Source organism: Enterobacter cloacae complex sp. IR5401 (assembly GCF_049238425.1).
Lineage (GTDB): Bacteria > Pseudomonadota > Gammaproteobacteria > Enterobacterales > Enterobacteriaceae > Enterobacter > Enterobacter hormaechei_C.
Genome location: NZ_JBMKHN010000005.1, coordinates 219,030 through 235,973 on the forward strand (window position 1 = coordinate 219,030; position 16,944 = coordinate 235,973).

The following is a 16,944-nucleotide window of genomic DNA, read 5'->3' on the forward strand; positions in this document are numbered from 1 at the left end:
CTTTGGGAGAGGGTTAGGGTGAGGGATAAATCTTTTACCCCTGCTCCCCCATCATCTCCTTCACCAGCTCGACGCAGCGCAGGAAACGGGTGTCGTAGTCCGACTCTTCCACATGGACAAACTCAACGTTGTTCTCGTTAAGCATCTCTACCAGCATGGTCTGGAACTCACGCCTGTCCACGGAGCTGCCCAGGCTGCGCATGCCGTCGGCCACCCATGGGGTGTTGTTTTCCAGCAGGATCACCAGGTCAAAACGGTATTCGTCAATCAGCGCCTGCACAAACGGGTGCTCGCGCCCCTCGTACTTTTTGCAGAACGCCTGCGTGGTGACGAAATCGGTATCAATAAAGGCGACTTTATTGGCGTATTTCACCGCGAAATCAATGTACTGGGCATGACCGAGCGCGATTTTATCGTAGTCGGAATACTGCAACGCCATCTCGTCGCCGCCAAGGTGTGAAAAGACATAATCGCGGCCATACTCCCACGCGCTGGTGGTGTTGAAGATGTTCGCCAGCTTATTGACCAGCGTCGATTTCCCGCTCGACTCACCGCCGAGGATCGCCACCGTACGCACGAAGAACGGCTTCACCTCGGTCGGGATGTAGTCCCAGTAACGGAACGGGTTCTCGCGGATCTGCGCCCCGCTGATGTTCATGAAGGTGCGTTTAGGATCGATCAGCACCGTCTCGATGCCCAGATGCTCGCGGAACTGCGGCGCGTCGGACTCTTCAGAGGTGTAGATCCAGTTAGGCGCAATGCCCTTCTCTTCCATAAACGCTTTGATGCCGTTGCTCCACACGTCCCAGCCGTGCGGATACGGCTCCATGCCCTCTTCGTTAAAGGCATGAATACGAATATTTTTCTGATATTTAAAGGTCTGAAGCAGCCAGCGCAGGCGGTCCGGCACGGTGGGCTGCTGCGACATGGCGCTGTCTTCAAACAGCTGGCGATCGCGGGTTTCATCATAACCCATGATGATATGCAGCTCGTCGACCTGGCTACAGGCGCGCTGGATCAGATAGATATGCCCGGTATGCAGCGGGTAGAACTTACCGAACACCACGCCAATGTTCTTTTGCATCCGCGGAAATTCAAGCCCCAGAAAACGGTGCAGCGCTTCCAGCTTCTGCGCGCTGGGGCTTTTGATTTTGGCGTTCAGCAGTTGGCTCAGGTAGCCCTTGGTCATGCCGCTGGCGTCCGCCACCTGCTGCAACGTGCAGCCCTTCTGGCGGATAGCGGTCTTGATGTAGTCAAATGATGACATAAATTACGGTGCCTCCTGCAAAATCGAATACGTAATTATAAGTCGTCAAAGACATTTAACGCATCTGCGAGTTTTTTAACGCCAAAAACCTGCATCCCTTCCGGAATTTTTTTCGGCACGTTGGCGGCCGGAACAATCGCGCGGCGGAAGCCATGTTTTGCCGCTTCGGAGATACGCTCCTGACCGCTCGGCACCGGGCGGATCTCGCCGGCCAGCCCTACCTCACCAAATACCACCAGATCCTGCGGCAACGGTCTGTCGCGCAGGCTGGAGACCATTGCCAGCAGCAGCGCCAGGTCCGCGCTGGTTTCCGTAACCTTCACCCCACCAACCACATTGACGAACACATCCTGATCCGCCATTTGCAGACCGCCGTGACGGTGCAGCACCGCCAGCAGGATCGCCAGGCGGTTCTGTTCCAGACCGACCGCCACGCGCCGCGGGTTGCCCATCATTGAGTGATCCACCAGCGCCTGAATTTCAACCAGCAGCGGACGCGTTCCTTCCCACAGCACCATCACCGAACTCCCGGACGTGATCTCGTCGCCACGGCTCAGGAAGATGGCCGACGGGTTGCTGACTTCGCGAAGCCCCTGCTCGGTCATGGCAAACACGCCAAGTTCATTCACCGCGCCGAAGCGGTTTTTATGGCTGCGCAGGGTACGAAAACGGGAATCCGCATCGCCATCGAGCATTACCGAGCAGTCGATACAGTGTTCAAGCACTTTCGGTCCCGCCAGCGAGCCGTCTTTGGTCACATGACCAACCATCACAATCGCCACGCCGCGCGTTTTGGCAAAGCGCGTCAGGTAGGCCGCGGTTTCACGCACCTGCGCCACGCTTCCCGGTGACGACTGAATGTCAGCCATATGCATCACCTGAATGGAGTCGATCACCATCAGCTTCGGCTGCTCTTCTTCGGCGATCATGCAGATCTGCTCGATGCTGGTTTCCGACAGCATATTCAGATTGCCGGTCGGCAGGCCGAGGCGGTGCGCGCGCATCGCCACCTGCTGGAGTGATTCTTCCCCCGTGACGTACAGGGTTTTCATCTGTTCGGCGAGCTTGCAGAGCGTTTGCAGCAGCAGGGTCGATTTACCCGCGCCCGGGTTACCGCCGATGAGTATAGCGCTGCCCGGCACTACGCCACCGCCGAGCACGCGGTCAAATTCTTTGAATCCGGTTGAGAAGCGCGGCAGCGCCTCAAGGCTGATATCCGAAAGTTTTTGTACCTTCGACACGCCTGCATTGCCCGCATAGCCGCTCAGCCGTTCATTGCGGGCCACGCTCGGCGAAGCCGCCACACCACGCACTTCGGTGATGGTGTTCCAGGCATGACAGGCGCTGCATTGCCCCTGCCAGCGCGGATAATCCGCACCACATTCATTACAGACAAATGCGCGTTTTGGAGCTTTCGCCACGGTTTACCTCGTTATTTTTGATTAATGCTGCCGGAGAGAATACAGAACACCCCCATCAGATCAGCATGACGGATAGTGACTTCCGTCTTTTCATTCACTTTCGGTTTGGCATGGTAGGCAATACCCAGCCCGGCAACTTTGATCATCGGCAGATCGTTCGCGCCATCGCCGATGGCGACGGTCTGCTCGACCGGGATGGCATATTTCTCTGCCAGACGCGTCAGCGTATTGGCTTTGTACTGCGCATCCACGATGTCGCCGATGACCTGTCCGGTGAGTTTGCCGTCCATGATCTCCAGCTCGTTTGCCACCACGGTGGTCAGACGCAGCTTGTCACGCAGGTAGTCGGCAAAGAAGGTGAACCCGCCGGAGGCAATCGCCACTTTCCAGCCGAGCGTCTCCAGCTTGAGTACCAGCTGCGTAAGCCCAGGCATCAGGGGCAGTTCATCGCGCACCTGACGCAAAATGTTAGCATCGGCCCCCTTCAGGGTCGCCACGCGCTGTCTCAGGCTGGCGGTGAAATCCAGCTCGCCGCGCATCGCGCGCTCGGTGACTTCCGCCACCAGCTCTCCGCTGCCCGCCAGTTTAGCAATCTCGTCAATACACTCGATCTGAATGGCGGTGGAGTCCATGTCCATTACCAGCAGGCCGGGCGTTTTCAGGTGCGGAATTTTGCCGAGGGGAGCAACGTCCAGCCCGGCGTCGTGCGCCAGACGCGTGGCGCACTGCGTCAGGGAACCCGCCAGGCGAATGACCTGATAATCTTCCACACACCAGGCCGCAACGATGACCATCGCTGCGCCCAGTTTGGTTTGATACTGGGTGAGGCGTTGCTTATCCAGGCCGCGTCCGTACAGCAGCCAGCCGCTACGGCCAGCGTGGTAATCGAGAGGCATCACCTCATCGCCACTTAAAGAGAGCGGCAATCCTGGCCATAAAGAGACATCCGTTGGCAGGTCGCACCAGGTAATGTTCGGCATTGAAGCTCCTGTAATTTCGTTCGCGCCGGAAGGTTCCAGAGGGAAAATAACGCATGAGGCTACCCTGTAACCATCACTTCTGGCAACATTAAGCCGTAAATTTTAAGCAGGTGGAATATGGCTCGCGCAAAACTGAAATTCCGGCTTCATCGCGCCGTGATTGTCCTGATCTGTCTCGCACTATTAGTGGCGCTGATGCAGGGGGCATCCTGGTTTAGCCAGAATCACCAACGACAGCGTAACCCGCAGTTTGAGGAGCTGGCCCGGACGCTGGCGCGCCAGGTGACGCTCAACGTTGCGCCGTCTATGCGCACCGAAACGCCGGATGATAAGCGAATAGCCCTGGTATTGCGCCAGCTTACGGAAAACAGCCGCATTCTGGATGCGGGCGTGTACGATGAACAGGGCGACCTGATTGCCCGCGCGGGTGAGCATGTCGACGTGCGCGACAGGCTGGCGCTGGATGGCAAAAAAGCCGGTGGTTATTTCAACCAACAAATCGTCGAACCCATTCAGGGCAAAAATGGTCCGCTCGGCTATTTACGTCTGACACTCGACACCCACACCCTGCCAACCGAAGCCAAACAGGTAGATAACACCACCAATATTTTGCGCCTGATGCTGCTGCTCTCACTGGCGATTGGCGTGGTACTGGCACGTACGTTGCTCCAGGGCAAGCGCACCCGCTGGCAGCAGTCGCCGTTCCTGTTAACCGCCAGCAAGTCGGTTCCCGAAGAGGAAGAGAGCGAGAAGAAAGAATAGTGATAAAGTAGGCGGATGATTCGGAAAAGGAACTCTGCCATGTCGACGTTACGCCTGCTAATCTCTGACTCTTACGATCCCTGGTTTAACCTGGCGGTAGAAGAGTGCATCTTCCGCCAGATGCCTGCCACCCAGCGCGTCCTGTTTCTCTGGCGCAACGCTGATACGGTCGTTATTGGCCGCGCGCAAAATCCGTGGAAAGAGTGTAACACCCGCCGTATGGAAGAGGACAACGTCCGCCTGGCGCGCCGCAGCAGCGGCGGCGGTGCGGTATTCCACGATCTGGGCAATACCTGCTTTACCTTTATGGCGAGCAAGCCGGAATACGACAAAACCATCTCGACCTCCATTGTGCTTAATGCGCTCAATTCGCTCGGCGTGACGGCTGAAGCCTCGGGACGTAACGATCTGGTGGTCAAAACGCCCGATGGCGACCGCAAGGTATCCGGCTCTGCCTATCGCGAAACGATGGATCGGGGATTCCACCACGGCACATTATTGCTGAATGCCGATCTGAGCCGTCTGGCTAACTACCTTAATCCAGATAAGAAAAAGTTACAGGCTAAGGGTATTACCTCCGTGCGCGGGCGCGTGGCGAATCTGGTGGAACTGCTGCCCGGGATTACTCATGAGCAGATTTGCGATGCGATCCGTGAAGCCTTCTTCGAACATTACGGTGAGCGGGTAGAAGCTGAAGTGATCTCCCCTGACAAAACACCGGACCTGCCCAACTTCGCGGAAACCTTTGCGCGCCAGAGCAGCTGGGAGTGGAACTTCGGCCAGGCACCGGCCTTTTCACACCTGCTGGACGAACGGTTTACCTGGGGCGGCGTGGAACTGCACTTTGACGTGGAGAAGGGCCATATTACCCGCACGCAGGTCTTTACGGATAGTCTCAATCCTGCACCGCTGGAGGCGCTGGCCGCACGTTTACAGGGCTGTCTGTACCATGCAGACAGTCTGCAACAGGCGTGCGAAGCGCTGTGGGTGGATTTCCCGGACCACGAGCGGGAGCTACGGGATCTCTCCCAATGGATCGCTGGCGCGGTGCGTTAATAAAAACAAATAAGGGAAGTGAATACGCTTCCCTTATTCCTGAAAATTAACACACGTATATAAATAAACAGGGAACATACACAAAATATATATTTATAGCTTATATATTAAGGGGAATTACATTCAAAAATTAACACTCCTTAATGTAAAGTTAACTTTTCCTCTAGAATAATAGACAGCAAGAAATAGTTTTTCTATTTCTTCTCCACACGTCTGTTTCGAACGTTAAGGATTAACGATGAAAAAAATCATTATTGCAACCGCTGTTGCAATGACCCTCTCTGCGACTGCACATGCCGAATCTACTGCGGTATTAAAATTAAAAGGCGTATTAACCAACAACGCCTGTACCCCAACGCTGAGCGATGGCGCTGTCGTTGATTTCGGCACTAAATATATCAGCTCGCTCTCCGCAACGGCAGATAACCAGCTGGGTTATAAAGATATTTCTCTGACTATCAACTGCTCTGCCGCAACGAAAGTAGCGTGGTCCATTACCGATGATCACGCAGATTCAATGAAGAAAATGACCATCGATAACGCCACTTTCGCGGGCGATCAGGCATGGAGTTCAACTAACCAGTACGGCGTAGGTAAAACGGCTGGCGGCGTCAATATCGGCGCTTACTCCGTGGGTATGAATTCGAATGTAACCGTAGATGGAAACGTCTAAGCATTAGGTTATTCTGCGATAGCAGATGATCCAATGTGGTTACTTGCGAATACGGGTTCGCAGCTCGTCACTCATAGTGACGGTTCTATCCAGTATAGCGCACTAAATAGCAGTGATCGGACGTTGGTTCCCTTTATGAATGCCGTATTCCCGCTGCGCGTTGCGCTGGCGGTGCAGAAAACTGACACCCTGGCGATTACCGACGATACCCCGATCGACGGCCAGGCCACCATCACTTTGCATTATCTGTAACTGGCTCATTTCGCTTGTGAACTGAGCGTGATGGCCTGCATTTGTTAAGGAACAACAATGAAAAAGATTTTAGTTGCCACTGCCGTTGCGCTGGCCCTCTCCGCGACTGCCGCTAACGCCGCCTCTACCGCCGTACTGAAAGTGACCGGTTTACTCTCCGTTGCCGCCTGCACCCCGCAGTTAAGCGGCGGCGGCGAGGTGGATTATGGTCTTATCCACCTGGCGGATCTTTCCGCGACCAGCGTTAACCAGTTGGGTCAGAAAGATATCTCCCTGACCATCACCTGCCCGGTAGCCACTAAAGCTGGCTGGACCATCAGCGATGACCGCGCAGACACCCATCCGGGTGCTTCTGTGATCACCATTAACACCGCAGACGCGGCGGGCGGCAACGTTTCCGACACCACCCAGTCCTACGGCGTGGGCAAAACCGCGCGCGGCGTGAAAATTGGCGCTTACTCCATCTTTGCTGATGTGGCGAACGTCACCGCCGACGGCGTGAAATCAGACGTTATCTCCGGTACCGTGGACAGCCCGTCCTGGCAGAAAACCGCTACCGGTATCATCAAAAACGCCAACATGGAAATGATGACCGTGGCCGCTTCCGGCACCACTGCGCCGCTGCCTTTCACGACCGCAGTATTTCCGCTGAAAACCTCCCTGGCGATTCAGAATACCGCGGCCCTCGCGATTACCGATGATACCAACCTGGATGGTCAGGCCACGATTACCGTTAAATATCTCTGATTATCAACCCGATAAAGTGTGAACTATGCCTCCTCTTAACAGAGGAGGTATTTTGTCAGGTTAAAGGATTAATCTTGATGTCAGTTAAAACCACGATCGCTCAGTGCGTCATTGCCGCACCGTTATTATTCTCTGCTCTCTTTGCTCAGGCGTATGCCGCCGGAATGGTGCCAGAAACCACGCTGCTGGTTATTGAAGAGTCGACTCACAGCGGCACCATGAACGTAAAAAATACCGACACCTTCCCGGCCCTGATCTATACCATCATTGTCGATCTTCCTGACGATACAGGCGTGACGTTAAACGCGTGACCCTTGAGGCTATCCCGCCGAAAAACACCGATAAACATATGTGGATCGGCTTTAACCTGAGTCAGGATCTGCCCAACGGCATCAAGAACATTTCTGTCGCCCATACAGCCTTCAGGGAGCTGGATTTCAAAGTACTGAATACCCGTCGCGTAATGCTCGAAGTGAAACGTGCAGACGGCTCGTGACTGTCAAAAGGGACCAGTATCGTGGATGAGAAAAACAACTACCTGGTCAGCGCGGTGGACAGCGGGCGCGTTTTTGTCACTGATATGTCCAATAGCCTGGCACTTTATGCCGTTGACGATAATATGCAGCGCATCTGCCGCATCGATTAATCCCTGAGTGAGACTCAGGACAAAGAATCGTTTTATGAAACTGCTAAAGGAGTCTGTAAATGAAACACCTGGGTAAACATTTACTGATGACTTTTTCGCTAATGGCTACGCTTTTTACGCCTGCCTCATGGTCCGCCGATGAGTGCCTGCTCACCCTCACCCCGGTGCTGAGTGACCGCCAGTTTAATTACGTAGGTGATACGGTGACGCTGGAAAGCAATTTGATGTGGGAAGTGTTGACGAAGTAAGCACCATAGGGGGCAAACCTGCCCCCTGAAGAAAACGAAATTACTCTTTATCGCCCAGCAGAACGGATTCCAGCGCGATTTTGATCATGTCGTTGAAGGTGGTCTGACGCTCGGCAGCGGTAGTCTGCTCGTGAGTACGGATATGGTCAGACACGGTGCAAATAGTCAGCGCTTTCGCACCGAATTCAGCCGCCACGCCGTAGATACCGGCCGCTTCCATTTCCACACCCAGAATGCCGTATTTTTCCATCACGTCGAACATGTCGCCTTCTGGCGAGTAGAACAGATCGGCAGAGAACAGGTTGCCCACGCGCGCGTCTACGCCCAGCGCTTTTGCCGCGTCAACCGCGTTACGCACCATGTCAAAGTCAGCAATGGCCGCAAAGTCATGATCTTTAAAGCGAATGCGGTTGACTTTAGAGTCGGTGCACGCGCCCATGCCGATCACCACGTCACGCAGCTTAACGTCCATGCGAACCGCGCCGCAGGAGCCGACACGGATGATTTTCTTCACGCCGAAATCGGTGATCAGCTCTTTGGTGTAGATGGAGCAGGATGGGATACCCATGCCGTGACCCATCACGGAGATTTTGCGGCCTTTATAGGTACCGGTGAAGCCCAGCATGCCGCGCACGTTGTTCACTTCACGCACGTCTTCGAGGAAGGTTTCTGCAATGTGCTTCGCGCGCAGCGGGTCGCCCGGCATCAATACGACGTCAGCGAAATCACCCATTTCTGCATTAATGTGAGGAGTTGCCATCTTCAGTTCCTTTTACATTGTTGTTTTTTCCGGGTGGCGGCTGCGCCTTACCCGGCCTACATTCTGTTTTCCCTCTCCCTGTGGGAGAGGGTCGGGGTGAGGGCATCAGGCCTCACCCAATCCGTTTAGAACATAGCCTTGCCATATTCCATGTCAGACGTACCAAAGTATTTCGCAATCGTCTGGCCGATGTCCGCGAAGGTTTCACGGTGACCCAGCGAGCCCGGTTTGACTTTCGGGCCGTACACCAGCACCGGAATGTGCTCACGGGTGTGGTCGGTACCGGTCCAGGTCGGGTCACAGCCATGGTCAGCGGTCAGGATCAGAATGTCATCTTCTCCCACCAGCTCCATCAGCTCTGGCAGACGGCGGTCAAACAGCTCCAGACCCGCAGCATAACCGGCGACGTCGCGACGGTGGCCCCAGGAGGAGTCGAAGTCCACGAAGTTGGTGAAGACAATGGTCTTATCGCCCGCTTCTTTCATCTCTTTGATGGTGGCGTCGAACAGCGCATCCAGACCGGTCGCTTTGACCTTTTTGGTAATGCCGCAGTTGGCGTAAATGTCCGCGATTTTACCCACGGAAACCACGTGACCGTCTTTCTCGTCGACGAGTTTTTGCAGCACGGTCGGCGCCGGTGGCTCCACAGCCAGATCGTGACGGTTGCCGGTACGCTGGAAGTTACCCGCTTTGTCGCCGATAAACGGACGCGCGATAACGCGGCCAATGTTGTAGCCGCCTTCGGTCAGCTCTTCACGGGCGATTTCGCACAACTCGTACAGTTTATCCAGGCCAAACGTCTCTTCATGGCAGGCGATCTGGAACACGGAGTCAGCAGAGGTATAGAAAATCGGCTTGCCGGTTTTCATGTGCTCTTCGCCGAGCTGGTCCAGAATCACGGTACCGGAAGAGTGGCAGTTACCGAGGTAGCCCGGCAGGTTGGCGCGCTTCACCAGCTTATCAAGCAGCTCTTGCGGAAAGCTGTTCTCGTGATCGGAGAAGTAACCCCAGTCGAACAGCACCGGCACGCCGGCGATTTCCCAGTGGCCGGACGGAGTATCTTTACCGGAAGAGAGCTCGTGCGCCCACGCGTAGGCGCCCACCACTTCCGCGTTACCGTCCATACCGGCTGCGATCTTACCGGTAGAGCCTTCATGCGCTTTTACCAGCCCCAGACGGGTCAGGTTTGGCAGGTTCAGAGGGCCTTTACGACCGTTGTCCGCTTCGCCTTTTGCACAGGCTTCCGCGATGTGACCCAGGGTATCGGAACCCACGTCACCAAATCGTTCTGCATCTTCGGTTGCGCCGATGCCGAATGAGTCCAGCACCATAATAAATGCACGTTTCATAATTGTTCTCCGTACTTAGTGCTTCATAAAAATGCGATCAGATCAGTATACCGCTATTCAGTGATACGACGATAGACCGTCGGTGTGGTTTCCGGTGCTTTATCGTCAAGAGATATTGCCGCCTTCACCGCTTTCGCCGCGTCCTGCCAGCTGGCTTCATCTTTCGCGTGGATCACCGCCAGCGGACGTTGGCCGTCAACGCTGTCGCCCAGACGGGCCATATCGGTAAAGCCGACGCTGTAATCAATGGTGTCCGATGCCTGACGACGACCGCCGCCCATAGACACGACAGCCATGCCGAGCGCGCGGGTATCCATAGCCGAGACAAAGCCTTCGCTGTCCGCATAGACCGCTTTGCTGAGCATCGCGGTGGGCAGGTATTTCGCGTAGTTTTCCACGAAGTCGGTCGGGCCTTTCTGCGCCGCCACCATCCGACCAAAGATCTCCGCCGCTTTGCCGTTGTCCAGCACCGCCTGAAGCTTCGCGCGCGCGTCAGCGTCGTCTTTGGCCAGCTTGCCGGAGATTAACATCTCAACGCACAGCGCCATGGTGACATCGAACAGGCGCGGGTTACGGTATTCGCCTGTGAGGAACTGCACAGCCTCGCGGACTTCAACCGCGTTACCGGCGCTGGAGGCCAGCACCTGGTTCATGTCCGTCAGCAGTGCGGTGGTGCGCACGCCCGCGCCGTTGGAAACGCCAACGATCGCTTCGGCCAGCGCCTCAGAGAGTTCATAGGTCGGCATAAACGCGCCGCTGCCCACTTTCACATCCATCACCAGCGCATCCAGACCTTCCGCCAGTTTTTTGGCAAGGATAGAGGCGGTGATCAGCGGGATGGAGTCTACGGTCGCGGTAATGTCACGCGTCGCGTAGAAACGCTTGTCAGCCGGAGCAAGAGAGCTGGTCTGGCCGATAATCGCCACGCCAACGTCTTTAATAATGTCGCGGAAGCGGTTGTCATCCGGGAAGATATCGAAGCCCGGAATGGCTTCCAGTTTGTCGAGCGTACCGCCGGTGTGGCCCAGGCCGCGCCCGGAAATCATCGGGATGTAACCCCCGCAGGCTGCCACCATCGGGCCAAGCATCAGGGAGGTCACGTCGCCCACGCCGCCGGTGGAGTGTTTGTCCACAATCGGGCCGTTGAGGTTGAGGCTTTTCCAGTCCAGAACGGTTCCTGAATCTCGCATCGCCATGGTCAGCGACACGCGCTCAGGCATCGACATATCGTGGAAGAAAATGGTCATCGCCAGAGCCGCAATCTGCCCTTCAGAGATGGTATTATCACGAATGCCGTTGATAAAAAAGCGGATTTCTTTGTCGCTTAATGCATGACCATCACGTTTTTTACGAATAATTTCTTGTGCGAGAAACACGGTAACCTCCATGCGGAATCGGGTGAATGGCGGCGGGTATGTTGACCCGCCCCACGATCCTGTAGGCCGGGTTAGCGTAGCGCCACCCGGCAATTCAACTTAGTAGCTGCTTGCGCTCTTACCGTCGCCGTGACCCAGCGCTTTCAGCAGGCTGGCCAGCAGGCTGGACGCGCCGAAGCGGTAGTGGCGGGAGTCCGCCCAGTCGGCGCCGAACAGCTCGTCGGCAATCGCCAGGAACTGCTGCGCGTCTTCTGCGGTACGCACGCCGCCTGCCGGTTTGAAGCCAACGGTTTTGGACACGCCCATATCACGGATGACTTCCATCATGATGCGTGCGCTTTCCGGGGTAGCGTTGACCGGCACTTTACCGGTAGAGGTTTTAATGAAATCCGCGCCCGCTTTGATGGAGATTTCAGACGCCTTACGAATCAGCGCCTCTTCTTTCAGCTCGCCGGTTTCAATGATCACTTTAAGCAGCACGTTTGCCGCCGCACACGCGTCTTTACAGGCTTTCACCAGGTCAAAACCGACCTGCTCGTTGCCGGCGATCAGCGCGCGGTACGGGAATACCACGTCAACTTCGTCTGCGCCGTACGCAATCGCTGCGCGGGTTTCTGCCAGCGCGATCTCGATATCGTCATTGCCGTGCGGGAAGTTAGTTACGGTGGCAATGCGCACATCCGGCGTGCCCTGCTCTTTCAGCGTTTTGCGGGCAATCGGGATGAAGCGCGGATAGATACAGACGGCGGCGGTGTTACCCACTGGCGTTTTCGCCTGATGGCACAGGGCGATGACTTTTTCATTGGTGTCGTCATCGTTCAGGGTGGTCAGGTCCATCAGTTTCAACGCGCGCAGGCTGCTTGCAGTTAAATCGGTCATAACATTCTCCAACGGCAGTGCCGTATAAATTTTACCTTGCGGGTCTGTGAGTATTCTAACATTCACCCGCATCCACACTTCGACATTCATCACAGTTAATGAAAACTGTGTGCAAATTTGCATTACTGTAATGAGATCTGCTTCAAATTTTAGTGCGTTAATTGCTGACTAAATCGGCGATATCCCCTTTCTGATCAAAAGCGCCACCAGGCTGGCTTCCTACAATTCGTTCACTATCCGCAGAACAACCAAGGAAGTGAACATGCCCGACGCCCTGCAACAACGTTGCCAGCACATTGTGACCAGCCCGGTGTTAACCCCAGAACAAAAACGTCATTTTCTGGCGCTGGAAGCGGAGAACAATCTGCCCTATCCCGCTCTGCCAGAGGCGGCCCGCGCCGCACTGGACGAGGGATTCATCTGCGACATGTTCGAAGGCCATGCGCCTTACAAACCGCGCTACGTGCTGCCGGACTACGCTAAATTTCTGGCTAACGGCTCAGAATGGCTGGAGCTGGAAGGGGCGAAAGATCTGGATGATGCCCTCTCGCTGCTCACTATCCTTTACCACCACGTTCCGTCCGTCACGTCCATGCCGGTCTATCTGGGCCAGCTCGATGAAATCCTCAGCCCTTATGTTAAAATTCTAACACAGGATAAAATCGATAGCCGAATAAAACGTTTCTGGCGTTACCTGGACAGAACCCTGCCCGATGCGTTTATGCATGCCAATATCGGCCCGGCGGATACGCCTGTCACCCGAGCCATCCTTCGCGCGGATGCAGAACTAAAGCAGGTTGCGCCGAACCTGACCTTTATCTACGACCCGGATGTAACCCCCAGCGATCTGCTGCTGAGCGTGGCGAAAAACATTTGTGAATGTAGTAAGCCGCATATTTCTAATGGCCCGGTGAATGATAGAATTTTCACAAAAGGTCGCTATGGCGTGGTGAGCTGTTACAACTCCCTGCCGCTGGCGGGCGGCGGCAGCACGCTGGTGCGCCTAAACCTGAAAGCGATTGCGGAACACAGCCGCTCACCGGAAGACTTTTTCACCCGTACCCTTCCTCACTACTGCCAGCAACAAATCGCGATCATTAATGCGCGCTGCGATTTTTTATATGAACAATCCGGCTTCTTTGAGAATAGCTTCCTGGTGAAAGAGGGGCTGATTGATGCCGATCGTTTTGTGCCGATGTTTGGCATGTACGGTCTGGCCGAAGCGGTGAACGTGCTGTGCGAGAAAGCAGGCATTACGGGACGTTACGGTAAGAACGAACAGGCCAATGCGCTGGGCTACCGCATCAGTGAACAGCTTGCGGCGTTTGTTGAAAACACGCCGGTGAAACACGGCTGGCAGCACCGCGCGATGCTACATGCGCAGTCGGGGATCAGCTCTGACTCGGGCACCACGCCGGGCGCACGCCTGCCCTACGGCGACGAGCCGGATCCCATCAGCCACCTGCTGGCCGTTGCGCCGCACCACAAGCACTACGCTTCCGGGATCAGCGACATTCTCACCCTGGAGGAAACGGTTAAACGCAATCCTCAGGCTGTGGTGCAGCTGTGCCTGGGGGCGTTCAACGCCGGTATGCGCGAGTTTACCGCCAACGTTGCGGGTAACGATCTCGTGCGCGTTACCGGCTATATGGTGCGGCTCTCCGATCTGGAGAAATACCGGGAGGCCGGCTCGCGCACCAACACCACCTGGCTCGGCGAGGAGGCCGCGCGCAATACCCGTATTCTGGAACGTCAGCCGCGCGTGATAAGTCATGAACAGCAGATGCGCTTTAGTTAGTCAGGTCATACCCTTCTCCTGCGTGGACGGGCCGGGCAGCCGCCTGGCGTTGTTCCTCCAGGGCTGTAACCTGCGCTGCAAAACCTGCCACAACCCGTGGACGATAGGGCGCTGCAACGACTGCGGCGACTGTGTACCCCACTGTCCGCATGATGCGCTGACGATTCAGGCCGGGCGCGTCTGGTGGCAGGAGAGTCACTGTCAGCAGTGCGACACCTGTCTGCACCTGTGTCAGAAGCAGGCGACGCCGATGGCGCAGCGCTATAGCGTCGAGGAGATCCTCTCCCGGGTTCTCACGTGCGCGCCGTTTATTGAGGGCGTGACCGTCAGCGGGGGTGAGGCCACCACGCAGCTGCCGTTTTTGGTTGCGCTTTTCACCGCAATCAAAGCCGATCCGTCCCTGCGCCATCTGACGTGCCTGGTGGACAGCAACGGCCTGTTAAGCGAAACCGGCTGGCAAAAGCTGTTTCCGGTGTTTGACGGCGCGATGGTGGATCTGAAAGCCTGGGGCAATGAACATCACCGTTTTCTGACCGGGCGCGAAAACACGCTGATCAAGCAGAGCATCCGCTGGCTGGCCGATCGTCATCGCCTGACGGAGCTGCGCCTGCTGGTGATCCCCGATCGGTGTGATTATCTGCAACATCTGCCATCGCTGACCGCTTTTATCCACACGTTGGGGAACGTTCCGGTGCGGATCAACGCGTTTCATGCCCATGGGGTTTACGGGGAGGCGGCGCGATGGCGGAGCGCCACGCCGGAGGACATCGAGCCGCTGGCGCAGGCCCTGGAACGGCAGCAGATCACGGTGATCCGCCCGGCCTTTTATCTATAGCGTGATGCCGAAGACCGCACGGGTATTTTCCAGCAGCGCGCTGGCAATCACATCTTCAGGCTCCTGACGCAACTCACACAGCACATCAAAAACGCGCGCCGCCTGCTCCGGACGGTTAGGCTGGCCCTGAAAACCATTCAGCGGCATGTCAGGCGCATCCGTTTCCAGCAGGAGCGAGGTCAGCGGGAGCTGTGCCATCACATCACGGGTTTTGCTGGCACGCGGATAGGTAATGGTGCCACCGACGCCAATTTTATAGCCCAGCTCGATAAAACGCTGCGCCTGCTGAAGGCTTCCAGCGAAACCATGGACCACGCCCCTGCGCGGCACGTCGATGCGCTTCAGGTGCATCGCCAGTTTGTCATGGGTACGTCTGGAGTGGAGGATCACCGGCAGATCGTGGCGCTTTGCCAACCGGAGCTGCGCGTCCAGAATCGTCTGCTGGCGTTCAAACTGCGGATCTTCACGATAGAGATCGAGGCCGATCTCACCGATGGCAACCAGCTTCGTATCCGCATTTTGCAGCGTGGCATCCAGCCTGTCGAGATGGTCATCAAGATGGTGCTCAATAACGATCGGATGCAAACCCAACGCGGCATACAGCGCATCGTGCCCCCGGGCAAGCGCCAGAACTTTGTCGAATCTCGCCGCTTCAATAGCGGGCACAATAATGGCTCTCACACCGGCCTCAGCCGCACGCGCAAGACTGGATGTTTCCTCCCCGCTAAACGGCGGGAAATCAAAGTGGCAATGGGTATCGATAAAGCAGTGCGTCACGCCAGATCCTCGTTATCGAGTAAGCCATCGTTGGCCTGCGGCGCGTCCACCAGCGGCATCGCCACCGCGTCATTGGCCACAACGGCAGGCGGCAAAATGATGCTTTTATGCCGATGAAGAGGCGGTTGCTCGGCCAGCATTTTACCGACGGTCGCCAGGAAGTAACGCCCGCACAGCCGCCCCGTTTTGTAATCCATACGCAACGCAGGCAGCCGACTGCCCAGCGCCATGCTCAACAGCGGTTTAGGCGGATAAATTTCAAAGATGCGCAGCTTGCCCGGTGGTTTTTCAATAAAACGCTGCATCGCGCCGTAGGTGGTTTCATGCTGCTTCGCGATATTCACCAGCGGTTGCAGGCTGCTGTCGCCCAGCCAGCGTTCCATCCGCTTAAACCACTGTGGGGTGTAATACATCTGCGAAGGCACCGTACGGATCACCACAATGGTTTTTGCCCCGCGCCGCGCCGCCTCCTGTACCGGCACCGCGTCGCTGATACCACCGTCAAGATAGCTTATCCCCTCCAGCAACGCGCCGGTGCGGTAGAATCCCGGGATCGCGCTGGACGCGCGGATGATATCCAGCCAGTTCTCTTTCTGCGGCGAAAAGTAACCCGGCGAATAGTCATCGCCACGGCTGGCGCACATCCAGAACTCTTTGCCGGTATCGAACAGTCGTGACGCGGTATCCATGGCCAGCGGCATCTGGCTGGAGGTGGCATCCAGTAACCAGTCGAGATCGATCAGGTTCCCGCCGCGCACGAAGCGTACCGGATTGAAGAATTCTTTCGAGGTGGTATAGCGCATAATCACTTTGCGCGCATAGCCGGGCTGGTTGCAGACATAGGCGGAGAGGTTCTGCGCCCCGGCAGAGGTACCGAAATAGAGATCGAACGGGTTGAATTGCGCGCGCATAAATTCGTCGAGCACGCCGGCGGTAAAAATACCGCGCTGCCCGCCCCCTTCACAGACCAGCGCAAGCTGGCCTGCATGAAACGGTTTTAACGTCAGCGGCGCAATATTGCCGAGCGTAACGGGAATTCGTTGCCCCACCTCTGCCTTCCTGTTTTCATTATTGTGATGAGACACAGTAACGCACTTCCCCGGTGGTTCTCAAACGAG

At 56.2% G+C, this 16,944-nt stretch carries 15 protein-coding genes and 3 pseudogenes; 9 read left to right on the forward strand and 9 right to left on the reverse strand.

The window, feature by feature from the left end:
* Window positions 1–34: 34 nt before the first annotated feature.
* Genes nadR through serB form a run of 3 tightly spaced genes read right to left on the reverse strand, consistent with a single transcriptional unit; the run spans window position 35 to window position 3,668 of the window.
* The gene (gene nadR, locus ACOTX1_RS10030; protein WP_003856522.1) at window positions 35–1,267 is read right to left on the reverse strand and encodes a multifunctional transcriptional regulator/nicotinamide-nucleotide adenylyltransferase/ribosylnicotinamide kinase NadR; all 1,233 of its coding nucleotides are present in this window, start codon (window positions 1,265–1,267) and stop codon (window positions 35–37) included.
* A gap of 35 nt (window positions 1,268–1,302) precedes the next feature.
* The gene (radA, locus tag ACOTX1_RS10035; protein WP_003856523.1) at window positions 1,303–2,688 is read right to left on the reverse strand and encodes a DNA repair protein RadA; all 1,386 of its coding nucleotides are present in this window, start codon (window positions 2,686–2,688) and stop codon (window positions 1,303–1,305) included.
* Between the two features lie 11 nt (window positions 2,689–2,699).
* A complete protein-coding gene (gene serB / locus ACOTX1_RS10040; protein WP_023315359.1) occupies window positions 2,700–3,668 on the reverse strand; it encodes a phosphoserine phosphatase in 969 nt (322 codons plus the stop codon).
* A gap of 117 nt (window positions 3,669–3,785) precedes the next feature.
* Here serB and ACOTX1_RS10045 point away from each other — a divergent pair, with 117 nt between their 5' ends.
* From ACOTX1_RS10045 to ACOTX1_RS10075, 7 genes and pseudogenes are all read left to right on the forward strand, one after another.
* Window positions 3,786–4,430: a YtjB family periplasmic protein gene (locus tag ACOTX1_RS10045; protein ID WP_003856526.1), complete on the forward strand. Its 645-nt coding sequence runs from the start codon at window positions 3,786–3,788 to the stop codon at window positions 4,428–4,430.
* 39 nt (window positions 4,431–4,469) lie between these two features.
* Window positions 4,470–5,486, forward strand: a complete 1,017-nt coding sequence (gene lplA / locus ACOTX1_RS10050; protein WP_023315358.1) for a lipoate--protein ligase LplA — start codon at window positions 4,470–4,472, stop codon at window positions 5,484–5,486.
* Window positions 5,487–5,724: 238 nt separating this feature from the next.
* Window positions 5,725–6,411 (forward strand): annotated as a pseudogene (locus ACOTX1_RS10055) (DUF1120 domain-containing protein).
* A gap of 57 nt (window positions 6,412–6,468) precedes the next feature.
* A complete protein-coding gene (locus ACOTX1_RS10060; protein ID WP_023315355.1) occupies window positions 6,469–7,158 on the forward strand; it encodes a DUF1120 domain-containing protein in 690 nt (229 codons plus the stop codon).
* 77 nt (window positions 7,159–7,235) lie between these two features.
* A complete protein-coding gene (locus ACOTX1_RS10065; RefSeq protein ID WP_023315354.1) occupies window positions 7,236–7,469 on the forward strand; it encodes a hypothetical protein in 234 nt (77 codons plus the stop codon).
* A gap of 59 nt (window positions 7,470–7,528) precedes the next feature.
* Window positions 7,529–7,867, forward strand: a pseudogene (locus tag ACOTX1_RS10070) (FimD/PapC C-terminal domain-containing protein); the annotation flags it as partial.
* A gap of 86 nt (window positions 7,868–7,953) precedes the next feature.
* Window positions 7,954–8,052, forward strand: a pseudogene (locus tag ACOTX1_RS10075) (hypothetical protein); the annotation flags it as partial.
* A 40-nt stretch (window positions 8,053–8,092) separates the two neighbouring features.
* Here ACOTX1_RS10075 and deoD read toward each other — a convergent pair.
* The 4 genes from deoD to deoC form a co-directional block, all read right to left on the reverse strand.
* Entirely contained in the window at window positions 8,093–8,812 is a 720-nt protein-coding gene (deoD, locus tag ACOTX1_RS10080) for a purine-nucleoside phosphorylase (protein WP_003856538.1), read from the reverse strand.
* A gap of 125 nt (window positions 8,813–8,937) precedes the next feature.
* Window positions 8,938–10,161 carry a phosphopentomutase gene (deoB, locus tag ACOTX1_RS10085; RefSeq protein ID WP_003856540.1) on the reverse strand — a complete coding sequence of 408 codons (1,224 nt, stop codon included), beginning with the start codon at window positions 10,159–10,161 and terminating at the stop codon, window positions 8,938–8,940.
* Between the two features lie 53 nt (window positions 10,162–10,214).
* On the reverse strand, window positions 10,215–11,537 hold the full coding sequence (gene deoA / locus ACOTX1_RS10090; RefSeq protein WP_023315352.1) for a thymidine phosphorylase: 1,323 nt from the start codon (window positions 11,535–11,537) through the stop codon (window positions 10,215–10,217).
* A 99-nt stretch (window positions 11,538–11,636) separates the two neighbouring features.
* Entirely contained in the window at window positions 11,637–12,416 is a 780-nt protein-coding gene (gene deoC / locus ACOTX1_RS10095) for a deoxyribose-phosphate aldolase (RefSeq protein ID WP_003856543.1), read from the reverse strand.
* Window positions 12,417–12,678: 262 nt separating this feature from the next.
* Between deoC and ACOTX1_RS10100 the strand changes: the two genes are divergently transcribed.
* Together ACOTX1_RS10100 and ACOTX1_RS10105 are read left to right on the forward strand one after the other, a co-directional pair.
* On the forward strand, window positions 12,679–14,214 hold the full coding sequence (locus tag ACOTX1_RS10100; RefSeq protein ID WP_023315351.1) for a YjjI family glycine radical enzyme: 1,536 nt from the start codon (window positions 12,679–12,681) through the stop codon (window positions 14,212–14,214).
* Window positions 14,189–15,049, forward strand: a complete 861-nt coding sequence (locus ACOTX1_RS10105) for a YjjW family glycine radical enzyme activase (RefSeq protein WP_023315350.1) — start codon at window positions 14,189–14,191, stop codon at window positions 15,047–15,049. Before ACOTX1_RS10100 ends, ACOTX1_RS10105 begins: the two co-directional genes overlap by 26 nt.
* On the opposite strand, the gene ACOTX1_RS10110 is transcribed toward ACOTX1_RS10105, so the two are convergent.
* Both ACOTX1_RS10110 and ACOTX1_RS10115 read right to left on the reverse strand, forming a co-directional pair.
* Window positions 15,044–15,826, reverse strand: a complete 783-nt coding sequence (locus tag ACOTX1_RS10110) for a metal-dependent hydrolase (protein ID WP_003856548.1) — start codon at window positions 15,824–15,826, stop codon at window positions 15,044–15,046. The genes ACOTX1_RS10105 and ACOTX1_RS10110 overlap by 6 nt on opposite strands.
* Window positions 15,823–16,875 (reverse strand): patatin-like phospholipase family protein, encoded by a 1,053-nt coding sequence (locus ACOTX1_RS10115; protein ID WP_003856550.1) that lies wholly within the window; start codon window positions 16,873–16,875, stop codon window positions 15,823–15,825. The genes ACOTX1_RS10110 and ACOTX1_RS10115 overlap by 4 nt, the downstream gene beginning before the upstream one ends.
* Window positions 16,876–16,944 lie beyond the last annotated feature (69 nt).

What these genes read in the sequence shown, in the direction of transcription:
- nadR (WP_003856522.1), bottom strand. Translation starts at nt 1,267, where the DNA reads ATGTCATCATTTGACTACATCAAGACCGCTATCCGCCAGAAGGGCTGC.
- serB (WP_023315359.1), bottom strand. Translation starts at nt 3,668, where the DNA reads ATGCCGAACATTACCTGGTGCGACCTGCCAACGGATGTCTCTTTATGG.
- ACOTX1_RS10045 (WP_003856526.1), top strand. Translation starts at nt 3,786, where the DNA reads ATGGCTCGCGCAAAACTGAAATTCCGGCTTCATCGCGCCGTGATTGTC.
- lplA (WP_023315358.1), top strand. Translation starts at nt 4,470, where the DNA reads ATGTCGACGTTACGCCTGCTAATCTCTGACTCTTACGATCCCTGGTTT.
- ACOTX1_RS10060 (WP_023315355.1), top strand. Translation starts at nt 6,469, where the DNA reads ATGAAAAAGATTTTAGTTGCCACTGCCGTTGCGCTGGCCCTCTCCGCG.
- ACOTX1_RS10065 (WP_023315354.1), top strand. Translation starts at nt 7,236, where the DNA reads ATGTCAGTTAAAACCACGATCGCTCAGTGCGTCATTGCCGCACCGTTA.
- deoD (WP_003856538.1), bottom strand. Translation starts at nt 8,812, where the DNA reads ATGGCAACTCCTCACATTAATGCAGAAATGGGTGATTTCGCTGACGTC.
- deoB (WP_003856540.1), bottom strand. Translation starts at nt 10,161, where the DNA reads ATGAAACGTGCATTTATTATGGTGCTGGACTCATTCGGCATCGGCGCA.
- deoC (WP_003856543.1), bottom strand. Translation starts at nt 12,416, where the DNA reads ATGACCGATTTAACTGCAAGCAGCCTGCGCGCGTTGAAACTGATGGAC.
- ACOTX1_RS10100 (WP_023315351.1), top strand. Translation starts at nt 12,679, where the DNA reads ATGCCCGACGCCCTGCAACAACGTTGCCAGCACATTGTGACCAGCCCG.
- ACOTX1_RS10105 (WP_023315350.1), top strand. Translation starts at nt 14,189, where the DNA reads ATGAACAGCAGATGCGCTTTAGTTAGTCAGGTCATACCCTTCTCCTGC.